This window comes from Aquabacterium sp. (assembly GCF_036279655.1).
GTDB lineage: Bacteria > Pseudomonadota > Gammaproteobacteria > Burkholderiales > Burkholderiaceae_C > Aquabacterium.
Map to the genome: position 1 here is coordinate 1 of NZ_DASUIT010000084.1, position 16176 is coordinate 16176.

Below are 16176 nucleotides of genomic sequence, written 5' to 3' on the forward strand. Positions count from 1 at the left end.
ACCAGGTCATACATGCCCAGCACTGCCATCACCAGGGCCACATGCGACACCATGGGAGACACATGGGGCCACATCTCGGCCCAGGCCTGGGACAGCGGCGGGCGCGCAATGGTGCGTGGTTCGGCACGCCATCTCGAGGCCAGGAAGAACAGGGTCGAGGTCAGAAGGAAAACCCAGTTGCCCCAGCGGAACAATTCATCGCTGGTGATCTCGTTGTTGACCGCTCCGATGGCCACCACCAGCAGGCTGGGACGCAGCACCCCACCGAGCGATCCCGACATGGCCGTCGCCGCCAGTGCGTACTGCCCGCTGCCCCCCACGGCGCGGACCTCGTGATAGATCACGGCGCCCGCCGCCAGCAGAAAAGCGCCCGAGCCCCCGGTGTACGCTGTGGGCAGAGCCGCCGCCAGCAAGACCAGATAGGCCAGCATCTCGGGCGACAGCCGCCAGGGACGCAGCAAACTGGCAAACAGATCGATCATGCGGCTCTGCTTGAACAGCATGCCGCACCAGATCAACAAGGCCAGATGCAAAGGCAGGAAGGGCACACTCGCCAGCGAGTACACATAGATGGCCAGACCCGAAGGGTGACCGTTGAGCGCATAGTAGGCGCCCGCCAGCAGGGTCATGACCGAACCCACCGGCAAGGTCTTGAGTGCCTGCCCCCAACTGCCCTCGCCCACCGCCGGATCCCCCTGACGGGGCTTGCGGCACTGCGCCACGCTCACCACCAGCATGGCGGTGAACAGGGCGATCCAGGCCATGTGGTGGTCCGGTCGCTCGATCGGCACCCCCGCCTCGCTGGAAATCTGGAAGTAGCGCACGCACGACCACAGCAAGAGCCCCGATGCCAGCGCCGTACTGGCCGACTGCATCAGGAAATCCCGCGTGGTGCGAGGCGCCACCAGGCTGAGATGGCCGTGGCTGACCGTGGCCGACAACATGGTCACCCCCATCAGCAGCAAGGCGATCATGGTCCGGTGCTCGGCACCGAAGTGGAACAGCTCGAACAGCGATTGCTCGACCGCCCGGAACAGCTTCACCTCGGGGGTGATGTGTGTCTTGATCTGCTCGTGCAGCGCGTAATCATGCAGACACAGCTTGAGCGAGGCCTGCAAGGATTTGCGCAAGGCCTGTGCGTCCGGCTCCGGGCCATTGATGAGCTGCTCCAGCGGATCGGTCTGCGCGCGCAGCCGCTGCTCGGCCACCAGACGGGCCACCTCCGCCTCCACATCCAGTTGTGGATCGCAGTTGGGAGGCTTGGGATCGGCCCGCAGGGCGTAGTACTGCACCTGCTGAGCGCGGTCCCCGAAGAGGACTTGGCCGATCTGCAGCAATCGGCTGTGCACCAGCTCTCCCGAGCCGATGAGCAAGACCAACAAGAGCAGCAGCAAGGTGGGCAGGCCACCCAGCCACCCCGCGGCATTGCGCCCCCGAGACGACGTGTCCGCCGCGCTCATGGGGCACATCCCCGAGTTACTGAGGCACGAAGCCGATCAGGCCGTGCAACCATTGATGCACCTGCGGGAAGGAGCGCGTGATCAGCGGGCCGAAGGCCGTGATGATCAAGCCCACGGTCATGACCGCATTGGGCAGGATCCAGCGCTCGTAGCGGCGATAGAAGGACTGGTGAGCCACTTCGGCATCCGCCTTGCGGATGATGTCGTCTCCCACCACCGATCGCGCCAGCAACTGATTGAGCGCCACGGGCGGCATCAGATAGCCCACCTCGAAGGACACCAGCACCATCACCCAGAAATGCACAGGATCGATGCCGTTGTGATAGGCCATGGGGGCCAAGGTGCCGGAGATCAGGAAGATGGCACCCAGGGGTTCCATGAACATGCCCAGCACCACCAGCACGGTGGCCAGGAAGGCCATGGCCGCAAAGACACTGCCAAACTCGGAGGGTGCCAGCGTCACGATCTCGGAGCGCTCGATCACACCGCCCATCGCCTGCGACAGCAGGATCAGGAACATGTAGCTGCCCAGGTGACCCACGGTCTCGTTGGTGGCCACGCGGATGGCGGCTTCGGCCTTGGCCTCACGCGGCATCACGAAGGGCGTGAGCATATTGGGCTGACCAATGCCACGTGCCTGCATGAACTTGTCGGCGGCCACGATCAGCAACATGATCACCGGCATGATGGTCGGCGCCGTGTTCTCGTTCAGGCCGGTCTTCAGACCCATGGTGTAGAACAGCACAACCGCAGCCACCACGGCAATGTGGGGCAGCAGGGGCGGAATCTGACGCAGCATCATCGGGATGGCCTCGGACGGGCTCGCCACATTGATGGTGTGCTTCTCACGGCGCATCTGCGATGCGATGAAGAACAGCGTCGAGGTCAGGAAGAACACGTACAGGCCGTAGTGGAAGAGCTCGGAGCTGGTCACTTCCTTGTTGACCGCCACGATGGCCACCACCAGCAGGCTGGGGCGCAAGACCACCCCCAGCGAGCCCGACATGGCCGTGGCACCCAGGGCAAACTGGCTGCTGCCGCCCACCGCCCGTATCTCGTGGTAGATGATGGCACCGGCCGCCATCACGAAGGCGCCCGAACCGCCGGTGTAGGCCGTGGGGATGGCTGCGCCCAGCAAGATCAGGTAAGTCAGCGCCTCAGGCGAGAGCTTCCAGGGGCGCAGCAGGTTCATGAACAGGTCGACCATGCGGCTTTGCTTGAACAGCATGCCGCCCCAGATGAACAGCGCCAACTGCAGCGGCAGGCCAGGCACTTCCATCAGGGTGTTGATGTAGATCGCCAGGCCAGATGGGTGCCCCTTGAGCGCAAAGTACACACCGGCAAAGATGGCCATCGTGCCGGCCAGCGGTGCCGATTGCAGCGCATGCGACCAGGTGCCTTGCTCGACATCGTCATCCAGCTTGGGCGGCTTGACCAACTGCCACAGGCTGACCAGCACCATGGCGGCGAACATCACCATCCAGGCGATCTGGTGCTCAGGGCGCTCCATCTCGACACCGGCCTGCTTGGAGATGTTGTAGTAGCTGATGGCCGACCACAGCATGAAGCCGCCCGAACCCAGGGTGGTCAGGGACTGCAACAGGTAGTCGCGCCTGCTGCGAATGGGCACCAGACCGATGTGCTCGTACTCGATGGTGGTGGCCAGGATGACCACACCCATCAGGATCAGCAGGATCATGGAGCGGTTTTCAGCGCCAAAGCGGAACAGGCCGAAGAAGGCCGTCTCCACCGTGCGGTAAGCCTTCACCCCCGGGGTGATGTGCTCCTGGATGCGCTTGACCCAGTCGTGCTTGAACTGGCACTCGGCCAGGCTGTCGCGCAGAGAGGCGCGGGCCTTGACGGGGTCAAACGCCTCTTCCTCGAAGAGGTTGTCGACCAGATCAGCGCCCTTGGTCTCGCTTTCCTTCTTCAGGCGAGCCAGCTCGGTCTCGATGTCGGCGTTGGCATTGCAAGTGGGCGTCGTCGGATCAGCGCGCAGGGAGTAGTACTGGACCTGCTTGGCCGGATCACCAAACATGGCCTCACCCGCCGCCAGCAGGCGTCCATGCACCAGCTCACCGGTACTGATGACCAGCACCAGCAGCAGCATGGCAATGGTGGGCAAGCTCACGAACCACTCGGTGGTCGTGCGCCCCAGGAATTTCCAGCCGGTGTCATCGGCCTTGGCGTGGCTCATGCGGTTCTCCTCGATACGCAGCACTCAGGTGCTGTCGGATGGTGGGCAGATTGATCAACACGCCCACTCTACAGAGCCCCCCCCCTGCCCGCCAGCGTCGTGCGACGGACAACCGGTCAGTGTCGCCAAACAACAGGAAATCGGCGCCAAAGGATGTTGCGTTGCATCAAGGCAAACCCACATCCGATGGGGCAAATCACGCCAGCTTGCCGTGGCAGGCCTTGTACTTCAGACCACTGCCGCAGGGGCAGGGGTCGTTGCGGCCCACGCGCGGCACCTCTTTGGCCAAGGTGGCCGGATCGGTCTCGCTGACTGCGCGGCCCTCTTCGTCGGGGTGGGTGTAGGTCACGTTGGAGAACGCCTCGCCCTGATGCTCCAGCGCTTGCGCGGCCTGCGCGGCTTCTTCCTGGGTCTGGATGCGCACCGTCATCAGCAGTCGGGTCACATCCATCTTCACGACCGTCAGCAACTGACCGAAGAGCTCGAAGGCCTCGCGCTTGTATTCCTGCTTGGGGTTTTTCTGGGCATAGCCACGCAGGTGGATGCCCTGACGCAGATAGTCCAGCGCCGCCAGGTGCTCACGCCAGTGGCTGTCGATGGACTGCAGCAGCGCCATGCGTTCGAACGACGCGAACTGCTCGCGGCCCACCGGTTCGATCTTGGCCTGGTACATGGCCTCGGCGGCCTGCTGCACGCGCTCCAGCACACCCTCGTCGTCGACCGCGCTGCTGGAGGCCACCCACTGCACCAGATCGACCTCGACCTGCCACTCGTCCTTGAGCACCTTTTCCAGGCCCGGCAGGTCCCATTGCTCTTCCACGCTCTGCACAGGCACATAGGTGCGCACCACGTCTTCCATGGCGCCAGCCCGCAGGCTGTTGATGGACTCGCCAACGTCCTTGGCTTCCAGGATCTCGTTGCGCTGCTGGTAGATCACCTTGCGCTGGTCGTTGGAGACATCGTCGTACTCCAGTAGTTGCTTGCGCATGTCGAAGTTGTGACCTTCGACCTTGCGCTGCGCGCTCTCGATGCTGCGCGTGACAATGCCGGCTTCGATGGCTTCGCCCTCGGGCATCTTGAGGCGGTCCATGATGGCGCGCACGCGGTCACCCGCGAAGATGCGCATGAGCGGATCGTCCAGCGACAGGTAAAAGCGCGAGGAGCCCGGATCGCCCTGGCGACCGGCACGGCCGCGCAACTGGTTGTCGATGCGGCGGGACTCGTGGCGCTCGGTGGCGATGATGCGCAAGCCACCCAGTTCCTTGACCTTGGCGTTCAGGGCCTGCTGCTCGGCCTTCATGCCCGCAATCTTGGCTTCCTTGGCGGCGTGGTCCAGGGACTCATCGGCCTCGACCGCCTGGATGTCCTTCTCGATGTTGCCGCCCAGCACGATGTCGGTCCCGCGACCGGCCATGTTGGTGGCGATGGTGATCATGCCGGGACGGCCGGCCTGGGCCACGATGTCGGCCTCACGGGCGTGCTGCTTGGCGTTGAGCACCTGGTGGGGCAACTTGGCCTTGGTCAGCATCTCGGCCACCAGCTCGGAGTTCTCGATGCTGGTCGTGCCCACCAGCACCGGCTGGCCACGCTCGTAGCAGGACTTGATGTCCTGCACGATGGCGTTGTACTTTTCCTGGTTGGTCTTGTAGACCAGGTCCAGCTCGTCCTTGCGCAGCATGATCCGGTTGGGCGGGATCACCACCGTCTCCAGGCCGTAGATCTCCTGGAACTCGTAGGCCTCGGTGTCGGCCGTGCCGGTCATGCCCGACAGCTTGCCGTACATGCGGAAGTAGTTCTGGAAGGTGATCGAAGCCAGGGTCTGGTTCTCGGCCTGGATGTGCACGCCTTCCTTGGCCTCCACGGCCTGGTGCAGGCCATCGGACCAGCGGCGACCCGTCATCAGGCGGCCAGTGAATTCGTCGACGATGACGACCTCGCCCTGCTGCACCACGTAATGCTGATCCTTGTGGAACATGTGGTGCGCGCGCAAGGCGGCATACAGGTGGTGGATCAGCGTGATGTTGGCGGCGTCATACAGGCTGGCGCCCTCGGCCAGCAGACCGGCCTCGGTCATCAGGCGCTCGGCGTGCTCGTGGCCGTCGTCGGTCAGGGTGATCTGACGGGACTTTTCATCGGCGGTGAAGTCACCGGGCTCGATCACGCCCTCGCCCGTGCGGGGATCGGCCTCACCGATCTGCTTCTTGAGGCGCGGCGCAATGGCGTTGATGCGCAGGTACAGATCGGTGTGATCCTCGGCCTGGCCGGAGATGATCAGCGGGGTGCGGGCCTCGTCGATCAGGATGGAGTCCACCTCGTCGACGATGGCGTAGTTCAGGCCTCGCTGCACGCGGTCTTCGACCTCGTAGACCATGTTGTCGCGCAGGTAGTCGAAGCCGTATTCGTTGTTGGTGCCGTAGGTGATGTCCGCGGCATAGGCCTTCTGCTTGAGCTCACGGGGCATCTGGGGCAGGTTGATGCCCACACTCAGACCCAGGAACTGGTAGAGCTTGCCCATCCACTCGGCATCGCGGCGTGCCAGGTAGTCGTTGACGGTGACCAGGTGCACGCCCTTGCCCGTCAGTGCATTGAGGTAGACGGGCAGCGTGGCGGTCAGCGTCTTGCCTTCACCGGTGCGCATTTCGGCGATCTTGCCGTTGTGCAGGGCCATGCCGCCCAGCAACTGCACATCGAAGTGGCGCATCTTGAAGACACGCTTGGAGCCCTCGCGCACCACCGCGAAGGCCTCGGGCAGCAGATCGTCGAGCGATTCGCCCTTGGCCACGCGTTGCTTGAACTCTTCGGTCTTGGCGCGCAGCTGCTCGTCGCTCAAGGGCTCGAAGGTGGACTCAAGCGCGTTGATCTTGGCCACCGTACGACGGTATTCCTTGAGCAGGCGTTCGTTACGGCTACCAAAAATCGAAGTCAGAATCTTGGGCAACATGAAGCGATTAATCCAAACGGTCAAAGGCGCGACCGGCGCGCTGGGGGCATTTACCCCAGTAAACCAAAGCTGAAAAGTGTAGCACCCGCGTCTGACAACGCGAGGGCCCCCAGGTTCGCTGACTCACGGTGCTTTCCCAGCCCCCGTTTGAGTGGTCTGCCCGGGCCACAGCGCACAAAACACCAGGCCCAGTGCCGCCATGCTCAGCACCACCACCGCCCCGGAGGGCCAGTCCAGCCAGGCCGACGCCGCCAGCCCCAGGCCATAGGCCGTGGCACCCAGGCCGTACGCTGCGGCCAGTTGCCCGCGCGCGCCCAGACGGCGCACCGCCAGTGCCGGCATGATCAGGCTGGCAAAGACCAGATACACCCCCACCAACTGCACCGACGCGGTCACGGCCAGGGCGAACAGCAGGTAGAACCCCGCCCGCCCCAGCCGCTCGCCCAGGCCGAACCAGAGGGCCAGCACCAGCAGCGACAACCCGGCCATGCCCTGCAACTGGGCCGTGCTCACCCACAGGATCTGCCCCACCAGCAGGTCCTTGAGGTGCTCGCCGCCATGCGGGTTGTCGGCCAGCAGGACAATGCCCAGGCAGGACGCCACCACAAAAAGCGTGCCGATCAGGGCCTCCTGAATGTCAGGCCAGCGCCGCTCGGTCCAGGTCAGCAGCACGGCGCCCGCCCCGGCGGCCACCAGCGCGGCCCCCTGCACGCCCCAGCCCTGAGGCTCCCACCCCAGGGCATTGGCCGCGATCACCCCCAGCCCGGCGATCTGCGCGATCGCCAGGTCGATGAAGACAATGCCCTTGCTCAGCACCCTCAGCCCCAGGGGCACATGGGTGGCCAACACCAGCAGACCGGCCACCAGAGCCGGCCCCACGATGCCCCAGTCCAGGGCGTGCGGATGCCAGCTCCAGCTCACGGCAACACCTTCAGCAGTTGCGCCAGGGTGTCATCGAACAGGCCAAAGAGATCCCCAGCCTGCTCGCTGCCCCCCACGGTGAAGGGCAGCACCACCACCGGCAGGCGGGCACGCTCGGCCAGCCATTGCGAGCCTCGCCCGTCGCTGTAGGCCGCGCGCAGCACCATGCGCACCGGGCGCTCCTGCACGACCCTCAGCACCTGCGCCAGATGGGCACTGCTGGGCTCCACGCCGGGCTTGGGCTCCAGGGCCACCACCTGCTCCAGCCCCAGCCAGCGCTCCAGATAGACAAAGCCCTGGTGCTGCACCGCGATGCGCACGCCCTTGAGGGGCGCCGCCTGCCGGGCCCAGCGGGCACTGGCCTGAGCCCATCGCTGCTGGAAGTCCGCCAGGCGCTGTTGATACAAGGGCGCATTGGCCGCATCCAGCGCCACCAGGCGGCGGGTCAGCACCGGTGCGACCGCAGCAAAGGTCGAGGGGGCCGTCTGGATGTGGGGGTTGCCTGCCGCATGGACATCGCCCTGGGCGCGGTCCAGATGCGTGGGCACATCCAGCATCGTCACCGCCGAGGCCGCCTCCAGATAGCCGGGCGCTCCCACCTGCACCCGGGCATTGCCCGACTGGCGCAACAGCAGGGGCAGCCAGCCCGCCTCCAGTTCGGCCCCCGTGCAGACCACCAGATCCGCACGGCGCACGGCCGCGATCAGGCTGGGGCGAGCCTGCACCCGATGAGGGTCCTGCAAGGCCTGCGTGGCGGTATAGACCTCGGCCTGCGGGCCTGCCAGCTCCCGCGTCAGTGCGGCCCATTCGGGCTCACAGGCAAAGACCCGCAAGGCGGCCTGCGCGGGCGCGGTCACCGCCAGGCACAGCGCGGCCCACAGGGCCAGCCACCTGGATCGAGATGATCGATGTGTGGTCATGGTCACCTCCTCAGAAGCCATGGGCGCCGTGGGCACCCAGGCTCATCTGATACTGCAGGTAGACCTGCGTGTCGCTCACCCCGGGGCGGGCCCGGTCATCATTGATCTGCACACGCCAGCGGCTGAACTCGCTGAGTGACCAGTCCAGCATGGCACTGGTGCGACGTGGCCGATGGTCAGGGCGCGCGATGAAGGCATTGTTGCTGCCATAGTCCACCGTGCCCGGATCCAGTTGATCCAGCCGCAAGCCCAGACGCCAGCCCGGCGCGAACTGGTAGATGCCCTGCACATACCAGCCCGACTGCGCGGAACGATAGGCATCGACAGGCACCCCGGCACCGGACACATCGTCCACGTCATACGCCACCTCACCTGTCTCTGTGCGGCGGAAATACTCCCCCTGCAGCTTGAAGTTGGTCTGCGAGGCATTGCCCTGTGGGGCCCAGCGCCACACGCCATCAAGCACCCAGGTGCGGCTGCGGCCGCTGAAGGCGTGGCTGACGTCCTGATCCAGCAGGTCGACATCGCTCCACACGCGTTCAGCCGGGCGCGTCCACAGGTGGGACAGGCCCGCACGCCAGCTGTGGCTCACCCCCACATCGCCGCCCACATGGGCAAACAGCGCGGAAGCCCCCGCCCCGTTGTGCTCGCTGCCGCCCCGCGCCAGCTCGGCCCCCAGCTCGACGAACTGCTCGGTGGACAGCACCCAGCGGGCCTGCACCCCGTCATGCTTGAGCTGGCCACCCAGGAAGGCCTGATGCGCCAGCGGCAGATCGACAAAATCCCAGGTGTGGCCATGCTGCTCGTTGAGGTAGCCCACCCCGGCCAGATAACGCCCCGCCTTGACGGTCAAGCCCGGCGCCAGCGCCGTGGATTGCACATAGGCTTCTTCTACCTCGGCCTCGTTGTCGGGCGTGAGCGCAAAGGTCAAGGCGCCATACCACCAGGGATCGATGTTGGCCGAGAAGCTCAACTCCGACTCCCCCAAACCCAGACCTTTGTCACCCGGGCCGATCTCGGCATCCCCGGTGGCAAAGCCGCTCATGCGCCAACTGCCCGGGTCTTTCGACAAGTGGGCATAGGTGCCCGACAGCACCAGCGTCACTGCCGGGTTGAAGCGGTTGTCGCGCTGCACGGGCGTCGCGGCCGACACGGCAGGCCGAGCCTGCGCCTGCTGCACTTGCGCCTCCAGGGCACGCAGACGGGCCTCGTACTGCTCGCGCATGTCCTGAATCTGCTGACGCAATTGCGCCAGTTGCGCCTCATCGGCCGCGTGGGCGGGCCAGGCCAGACCGGCCAGCGTCAAGGCGCAGGCCAGCGACACCGCACGCTGAACGCGCGGCCACTCATGTGTGACAGTGAAAGACATCTCAAAAAACTCCGTGTGAACCAGATCAGGTCACCCCGTCGCCGAGCGCCCATGCACTGCCGCGCACGCAAGCCAGGGCCTGAATGCGGACGCAAGGGATCAAGGAGGGGTGAAGCGATGACAGGCGCCATCAGGGCGCCCGGGATCACACGGCGGGCGGTGCGCGAGAGCGGTAGCCCAGAACCACGCCAGCCACATGCGCAACGGCGGCACGCCCTTCGGGCGCACCGTGCGCAGGGGACTCTGGCAGCCAGCACAGCTCGGGCGCCGGACTGGCGGCGCCATCGGCCGCAAAGGCCAGGCACAGCTTGCATTGCTCGGTATGCAGAACGGCATGGTGATCGCCTTCGGCATCACTCACCGCATGCGCCAGGGCATGGCGCAACGCACCCTGCTGCGTCAGCAGCAAGGCCAGCGTCAGCAGGGCATGCGCCCACCAACGCCGCGATGACATCAGACCGACACCACGCATCTGCCAGCCACGCTCAATGCGTCATCTGAGCCACGGCGGGCGCCTGGCCCTTGCCGGCCAGGAACTTGGCCGGATCCTGCTGAACCCCCTCCACCAGCACTTCGAAGTGCAGATGGGGGCCGGTCGAGCGGCCCGTGTTGCCCATCTCGGCAATGGTCTGACCACGCTTGATCAGATCGCCTGCCTTGACCAGCATGCGCGAGGTGTGCGCATAACGGGTCACCAGGCCATTGCCATGATCCAGCTCGACCAACTGGCCATATTGGGGGTGCGAACCGGCCGACAGCACCACGCCGCCGGCTGCCGCCACGATGGGTGTGCCCGTGGCCCCCGGAAAATCCAGGCCGGTATGCAAGGCCGCACGCCCCGTGAACGGATCTGTACGGAACCCGAAGCCCGAACCCACCTGACCCACCACCGGCGCGCTGCTGGGGATCATCAGGGCCTCCAGGCGCTTTTCAAACAGTCGGGATTCGATCAGGGTGAGCACGTCCGCATTGCGGTCGCCCAGAACCTGCAGGCGCTCCATCAGGCCATTGAGATCCTCGAAGGACGAGACCTGCGAAGGCACATCCCGCAACGCGGCCAGAGGCCCGCCACGACCGCCCCCGGCGTCCGGGGCTGAAGCGGCCGGGGCCAACTCGATGCGCTTGAGGTCTTCAGGCTTCATGCCTGCCATGCCGGCCACACGCTCGCTGACGGCTTCCATGCGCAGCAGGCGCGCCTGCAAGTCACCCACCTTGTTGGCCATGGCATCCAGGTTCTCGCGCATGTAGCGCTCACGCTGGGAGTTTTCCTGGCGCTCGATGAAATGCACCAGATCCGAGATCACGGGCCACTGCTCATGCGCCGCCTTGATCAGGATGGCGTGGTACAACAGCAGCGACACCAGCATCATGGGCAGGAGCATGGCCAGAGCGGCCAGCCCCAGGGTCCATGGCGTGAACTGCAGCACCCGCGTCGGACGCGAGGTGCTCGTGGTGATCAGAATCTGCATGCCTTCAAACCCTTGTCAATGAAACCGCCCAGCCGCCCCAGCAGCTACCGACCCATGGTGCCCGACGTCCCGCCCCTCACGAAGGCGCTGGAACGCACGACCCCGCTGGTCAGCCTGCTGTACCGCCTGAAGGCCTCTCAGCAATGCCTGGAGGCCATCCAGCCGGTGCTGCCCGCCGGATTGGCCCCGTATGTCAAGGCCGGCCCCATCGACGACGAAGGCTGGACCGTGCTGGTCGCCAACGCGGCGATTTCCGCCAAGCTGAGACAACTGCAGCCGCGCCTGATGGAGATGCTGGCTGCAAAGGGATGCAAGGTTAACGCAATCAGATTGAGGGTTCAAACGCCTCAGACCTGAAATCCTTCAGATTGCAAGGATTTCAATCATCCCAACAAGGCAGGCACCTGTTGCGCCAAGGCCTGGCGCTGCGCCACGGCCTTGCCCTGCAGGGCAAAACCCAGCAACTGCTCAGGCTGATCAATGGCCGTGAAACGCGCCTCGACAGATTCTTCCGTCTCGGACACCGACCACTGACCTGCGGCGCCCGCTGGCGGCGGGCACACCACCGTCGGCCAGGCCGGGGTCTTGACCACCACGGGCATGGCCGGATAGGCCACCGCCGTGGGCTTGCCCGACAGCGTGGCGGCCAAGGCACGGGCCTGCGCCATCAAGGGCAGCACATAGGGCAGCAGGAGGCCTTCCACCTCGGCGCAATCGCCCAGGGCGTAGACATGAGGCACGCTGGTGGCCAGTTGACGGTCCACCACCACACCACGCGCCACCTGGGCGCCAGCCTGCTGGGCCAGCGCCGTGCGGGGCTGAAGCCCGATGGCCGACAGCACCAGATCCGTCTGCAGGGTGCTGCCATCGCTGAGCGTCAACACCAGGCCCTCAGGGCCGCGCTGGAGCGACTGCGCACCCACGCCAAAGCGGAAACGGGCCCCGGCCGCCTGTAGCTTGTCCTGCAGGCGCGCACTGGCCTGCGGAGGCAGCAAACGCGCCAGCGCGCGGTCTGCCAGGTCCAGCACCGTGGGCTCGATGCCTCGGGCCAGCAGATCGTTGGCGAACTCGCACCCGATCAAGCCCGCCCCCAGGATGGCCACACGCTGCACCGCACCGCCCTGAGCCGCCGTGTCCAGCGCCTCGGCAAAGCGGGCAAAGTCGTCCAGATCATTGACGGACAGCACCGTGTCAGCGGCATCGCCCTGCAAGGGCAGGCGGATGGGATCGGCCCCGGTCGCCAGCACCAGATCGCGCCAGGCGATCACCTCGCCGCCCGCCAGCGTCAGTTCGCGCCGGTCAGCATCGACCCGGTCGACCGCCGTGCTCGACACCACACGGGCATTGAGCTCGGCCGCCATCTTGTCGGCCGGCTTCATCACCAGCGTGGCCGCCGTCTTCTTACCCGCCAAGGCATTGGAGAGCATGGGCTTGGAATAAAAGCCCGCCTGGTCGCGGCTGATCACCACGATGGGCACGGCGGCATCCAACTTGCGCAACTCACGCGCCACGTTGTAGCCCGCCAGACCCGAACCCACGATCACAACCGCATCAGACATGCCAGGCTCCGATCAGATCTCGATCAGCTCGAAGTCGGACTTGCCGACGCCGCAATCCGGGCACACCCAGCTGTCAGGCACGTCGGCCCACAGGGTGCCGGGGGGAATGCCCTCTTCAGGGCGGCCCAGGGCCTCGTCATACACAAAACCGCAAACAACGCATTGATAGGTCTTCATGAGCAAACTCTTGACAAAAACGGGGTGCATTCTGAGGCAAAGCGCTCCCGGACGGGGCGTGCAGGCACGTCAGAAAGGAACTATGGGCGTCAAACAATGGATTGACGGCGTCTGACTGCACCCGGCGGCGCATTCACCACGGCTCACATTGTGCCGCGCGAATCCGCTGCATCAGCCGCCCTACAATCCCAGCAGATTTTCAGATGAAAGAATTGGGGTCATGACTCAGCGTTGGTCTCATGCTTTGCGGCAAACCGTTGCCGCGATCACGTCGGTTTCAGTTCTGGCCAGTGGAGCGCCCGCAGGGGCGCAAGGTCTGGGAGACGTTGGCGCCTATTCAGGCAAGGCCGATGCAGGCCTGACCAGCACCCTCAACGGCGCCACCGGGGCGGCAGGCGCTTTGGGCCGGCTCGACACCACACTGGCCACGCCGGTCATCCGCAGCGACGACAAGGCCCGGTTTGGCGACAAGGAACGCCAGCCCCACCAGGAGGCGCACGCCCCTGCCCCACCTAAGCCCTTGCCCCTCAACGACTTTCAGAAGTTCGTCAAGGAAAGCACCGGGCAGGCGTTGCCCCTCTTTGGCGCAGACTTCTTCACACAACCCCAAGGCGGGTTTGAGGCCCAAGCCAACACGCCGGTGTCGCCCGATTACCGTTTGGGCCCGGGCGACGAAGTCCAGATCAAAGGCTGGGGCTCGGTGGACATCGACGTGCGCGCCGAAGTCGACCGCAATGGCCTGATCCACATTCCCCGCGTCGGCAGCGTCGCCCTGGCGGGCGTCCGATCGTCGCAGGCCGAGGCCACCGTCCGTGCTGCCGTGGGCCGCTATTACAAGGACTTCCAGCTCAGCGTGACCCAGGGGCAATTGCGAGGCATCACGATCTATGTGGTCGGTCAGGCGCGCCAACCAGGCGCTTACAACCTGTCCGGCGCATCGACCCTCGTGTCTGCCCTGTTTGCCAGCGGCGGCCCCAACCAGCTGGGCAGCATGCGGCATGTGCAGGTCAAGCGCGGTGACCGTGTCGTCACCGAACTCGACCTCTACGACTTCCTGGCCAAGGGAGACAAGTCTGCGGACGTGCGCCTGCAAGACGGCGACACCATCGTCATCCCGTCCGCCAAGGCCTATGTGGCCCTGACGGGCACCGTGGCCACCCCTGCGGTCTACGAGCTGGCCAGCGAGCAAGACACCATCGGCGGCATCCTGGCACTGGCCGGCGGCCTGCCCGTGGTGGCCGACCCCAAGCGCGCCTACCTGGAGCGCGTGGACCCCACCCAAAAGCCCGCCCGCAGCGTCGAGAGCTTTGCGCTGGACGCCAACGGCCTGCGCAAGAAGCTGCGCAGCGGCGACCTGCTGTCCGTGATGTCGCTCAGCCCCGAGTTTGGCAATGCCATCACATTGCGCGGTAACGTCGACCAGCCTGTGCGCACCCCCTGGAAGCAAGGCATGAAGGTGCGGGACCTGATCCCCAGCAAATCCTTCCTGATGTCTCGTGCCTCGGTGCAACGGCAGAACAATGTGCTGCACAAAGCGGACGACACCGAAGACAGCCTGGCCAGCCGCATTGGCAAGCTGGTGGACGAGATCAATCTGGAATACGCCGTGGTGGAGCGTGTAGACAGCAACAACGTCTCCGTGCAGTTGCTGCCCTTCAATCTGGGCGCCGCCCTGGACGACGCCAACAGCCCCGAGAACCTGCCGCTGATGCCGGGCGACATCGTGACCGTGTTCTCTGTGAACGATGTGCGGGTGCCGCAGGCCAAACGTCAGGTGTTCGTGCGCGTGGAAGGTGAAGTCAAACGCCCAGGCATCTACCAGATGAGCCCCGGCGATGGGCTGCCGCAACTGATCGACAAGGCGGGGGGGCTCACCCCTGACGCGTATCTGTTCGGCGCGGGCTTTTACCGCGAAGAGGTGCGCCAGGCGCAACTGCGCAATCTGGACCAGTTGGTGCGACGCATGGAAGGGCAGATGCAGACCCAACTGAGTTCTGCTGCAGCCAGCGTGAGTTCGGTCAGCCCGGACAGCGGCACGGTCGCGCAACTGCGCATCCAGGCCGAGGCCCGCGCTCAGCAACAGGCCCTGGACCGCTTGCGCAACCTCAAGCCCACGGGGCGCATCATGCTGAGCCTGCAGCCTGATGCCAAGCCCGATGCATTGCCTGCCTTGAAGCTGGAAAGCCAGGACCGCCTGGTGATCCCCTCGCGTCCAGACTTTGTGTATGTGCTGGGCTCGGTCAACACCGAGGCATCGCTACTGTGGCGCCCTGGCCGCTCCGTGAAGCACTATCTGGAGCAATCGGGGTTGACCAGCGGCGCGGACAGGGATGAGATGTTCATCATGCGTGCGGACGGGAGCGTGCTGAGCGACGACGGAAGTTGGGGCAGCGGTCTGATGGGCGCCACGGTGCAGCCGGGTGACCTGATCGTATTGCCAGAGAAGACCGACCACGAAAGCAAGTGGAGCGCGTTCACGCGCAATGCCAAGGACATCACGCAGATCATTTACCAGTTCAGTCTTGGGGCTGCGGCGATCAAGACCCTGCGCGATTGAAGAGGTTCCATGGAACACAAAAATCACAACAGCGAACACACTTCAGAAAACATGCCTTCTGCAGGCAGTGAAGAGGTATCAATTCCAGACCTATGGCTTGCAATTTGCCGTCAAAAGACGCTTTTGGGAGCGATATTTACTGTAGGAACTCTCGCATCACTTGCCATTGCAATGGCAATACCTCGCTACTACACCGCCTCGGTGGTTGTTATGCCTCCTGCTCAAAATACCTCGGCCTCTTCTGCGGTACTTGCACAGCTTGGGGCCCTGGCCAACATGCCCAGCTTTGGAGGTAGTAAAACTGGCGATGAATTTTACTTGGCTATTTTGCGTACTCGCAGACTGCAGGCGCCCTTGGTTAAGAAGCTCAATTTGCAGTCGCGCTATTCCACGGAAAGCATGACGGAAACCTATGCAAAGCTCTCAGAAAGAGTATCCATCTCATCTGACAGAAAGGCTGGACTCCTATATATAGAAGCATCAGACCGCGACGCCAATTTTGCTGCCGACTTGGCAAATGCTCATGCTGTGGCCTTGTCTGAGGTTCTTGATCAGATTGCAGTCACAGAAGCTCAACAACGTCGTATGTTTTTTGAGCAAGAACTG

At 64.7% G+C, this 16176-nt stretch carries 12 protein-coding genes and 1 pseudogene; 3 read left to right on the forward strand and 10 right to left on the reverse strand.

Annotated elements, in window-relative coordinates; translation table 11 throughout:
- The 8 genes and pseudogenes from VFW84_RS10275 to VFW84_RS10310 form a co-directional block, all read right to left on the reverse strand.
- A pseudogene (locus VFW84_RS10275) lies at positions 1-1460 on the reverse strand (transporter); the annotation flags it as partial.
- A 16-nt stretch (positions 1461-1476) separates the two neighbouring features.
- Positions 1477-3657, reverse strand: a complete 2181-nt coding sequence (locus VFW84_RS10280; protein ID WP_329680365.1) for a TRAP transporter large permease subunit — start codon at positions 3655-3657, stop codon at positions 1477-1479.
- Between the two features lie 196 nt (positions 3658-3853).
- Positions 3854-6598: a preprotein translocase subunit SecA gene (secA, locus tag VFW84_RS10285; protein WP_329680366.1), complete on the reverse strand. Its 2745-nt coding sequence runs from the start codon at positions 6596-6598 to the stop codon at positions 3854-3856.
- Positions 6599-6721: 123 nt separating this feature from the next.
- Complete coding sequence (locus tag VFW84_RS10290; RefSeq protein ID WP_329680367.1) at positions 6722-7519, reverse strand: metal ABC transporter permease; 798 nt, start codon at positions 7517-7519, stop codon at positions 6722-6724.
- The gene (locus tag VFW84_RS10295; protein WP_329680368.1) at positions 7516-8439 is read right to left on the reverse strand and encodes a metal ABC transporter substrate-binding protein; all 924 of its coding nucleotides are present in this window, start codon (positions 8437-8439) and stop codon (positions 7516-7518) included. Before VFW84_RS10295 ends, VFW84_RS10290 begins: the two co-directional genes overlap by 4 nt.
- 10 nt (positions 8440-8449) lie before the next feature.
- Positions 8450-9808: a hypothetical protein gene (locus tag VFW84_RS10300; RefSeq protein WP_329680369.1), complete on the reverse strand. Its 1359-nt coding sequence runs from the start codon at positions 9806-9808 to the stop codon at positions 8450-8452.
- Between the two features lie 145 nt (positions 9809-9953).
- Positions 9954-10262 carry a DUF2946 family protein gene (locus VFW84_RS10305; protein ID WP_329680370.1) on the reverse strand — a complete coding sequence of 103 codons (309 nt, stop codon included), beginning with the start codon at positions 10260-10262 and terminating at the stop codon, positions 9954-9956.
- A gap of 31 nt (positions 10263-10293) precedes the next feature.
- Positions 10294-11277, reverse strand: coding sequence for a M23 family metallopeptidase (locus tag VFW84_RS10310; RefSeq protein ID WP_329680371.1), 984 nt, complete (start codon positions 11275-11277; stop codon positions 10294-10296).
- Between the two features lie 54 nt (positions 11278-11331).
- Between VFW84_RS10310 and VFW84_RS10315 the strand changes: the two genes are divergently transcribed.
- Positions 11332-11634: a DciA family protein gene (locus tag VFW84_RS10315; RefSeq protein ID WP_329680372.1), complete on the forward strand. Its 303-nt coding sequence runs from the start codon at positions 11332-11334 to the stop codon at positions 11632-11634.
- Positions 11635-11660: 26 nt separating this feature from the next.
- On the opposite strand, the gene VFW84_RS10320 is transcribed toward VFW84_RS10315, so the two are convergent.
- Both VFW84_RS10320 and VFW84_RS10325 read right to left on the reverse strand, forming a co-directional pair.
- Positions 11661-12836: an NAD(P)/FAD-dependent oxidoreductase gene (locus tag VFW84_RS10320; RefSeq protein ID WP_329680373.1), complete on the reverse strand. Its 1176-nt coding sequence runs from the start codon at positions 12834-12836 to the stop codon at positions 11661-11663.
- Between the two features lie 12 nt (positions 12837-12848).
- Positions 12849-13013, reverse strand: coding sequence for a rubredoxin (locus tag VFW84_RS10325; RefSeq protein ID WP_329680374.1), 165 nt, complete (start codon positions 13011-13013; stop codon positions 12849-12851).
- Positions 13014-13233: 220 nt separating this feature from the next.
- Here VFW84_RS10325 and VFW84_RS10330 point away from each other — a divergent pair, with 220 nt between their 5' ends.
- Positions 13234-15570 (forward strand): SLBB domain-containing protein, encoded by a 2337-nt coding sequence (locus tag VFW84_RS10330; protein ID WP_329680375.1) that lies wholly within the window; start codon positions 13234-13236, stop codon positions 15568-15570.
- Between the two features lie 9 nt (positions 15571-15579).
- The coding region (locus VFW84_RS10335) for a Wzz/FepE/Etk N-terminal domain-containing protein (RefSeq protein ID WP_329680376.1) at positions 15580-16176 on the forward strand (597 nt) is incomplete at its 3' end.

Coding starts and splice junctions, on each gene's coding strand:
- VFW84_RS10280 (WP_329680365.1), bottom strand. CDS start 3,657: ATGAGCCACGCCAAGGCCGATGACACCGGCTGGAAATTCCTGGGGCGC.
- secA (WP_329680366.1), bottom strand. CDS start 6,598: ATGTTGCCCAAGATTCTGACTTCGATTTTTGGTAGCCGTAACGAACGC.
- VFW84_RS10295 (WP_329680368.1), bottom strand. CDS start 8,439: ATGACCACACATCGATCATCTCGATCCAGGTGGCTGGCCCTGTGGGCC.
- VFW84_RS10300 (WP_329680369.1), bottom strand. CDS start 9,808: ATGTCTTTCACTGTCACACATGAGTGGCCGCGCGTTCAGCGTGCGGTG.
- VFW84_RS10305 (WP_329680370.1), bottom strand. CDS start 10,262: ATGTCATCGCGGCGTTGGTGGGCGCATGCCCTGCTGACGCTGGCCTTG.
- VFW84_RS10310 (WP_329680371.1), bottom strand. CDS start 11,277: ATGCAGATTCTGATCACCACGAGCACCTCGCGTCCGACGCGGGTGCTG.
- VFW84_RS10315 (WP_329680372.1), top strand. CDS start 11,332: ATGGTGCCCGACGTCCCGCCCCTCACGAAGGCGCTGGAACGCACGACC.
- VFW84_RS10320 (WP_329680373.1), bottom strand. CDS start 12,836: ATGTCTGATGCGGTTGTGATCGTGGGTTCGGGTCTGGCGGGCTACAAC.
- VFW84_RS10325 (WP_329680374.1), bottom strand. CDS start 13,013: ATGAAGACCTATCAATGCGTTGTTTGCGGTTTTGTGTATGACGAGGCC.
- VFW84_RS10330 (WP_329680375.1), top strand. CDS start 13,234: ATGACTCAGCGTTGGTCTCATGCTTTGCGGCAAACCGTTGCCGCGATC.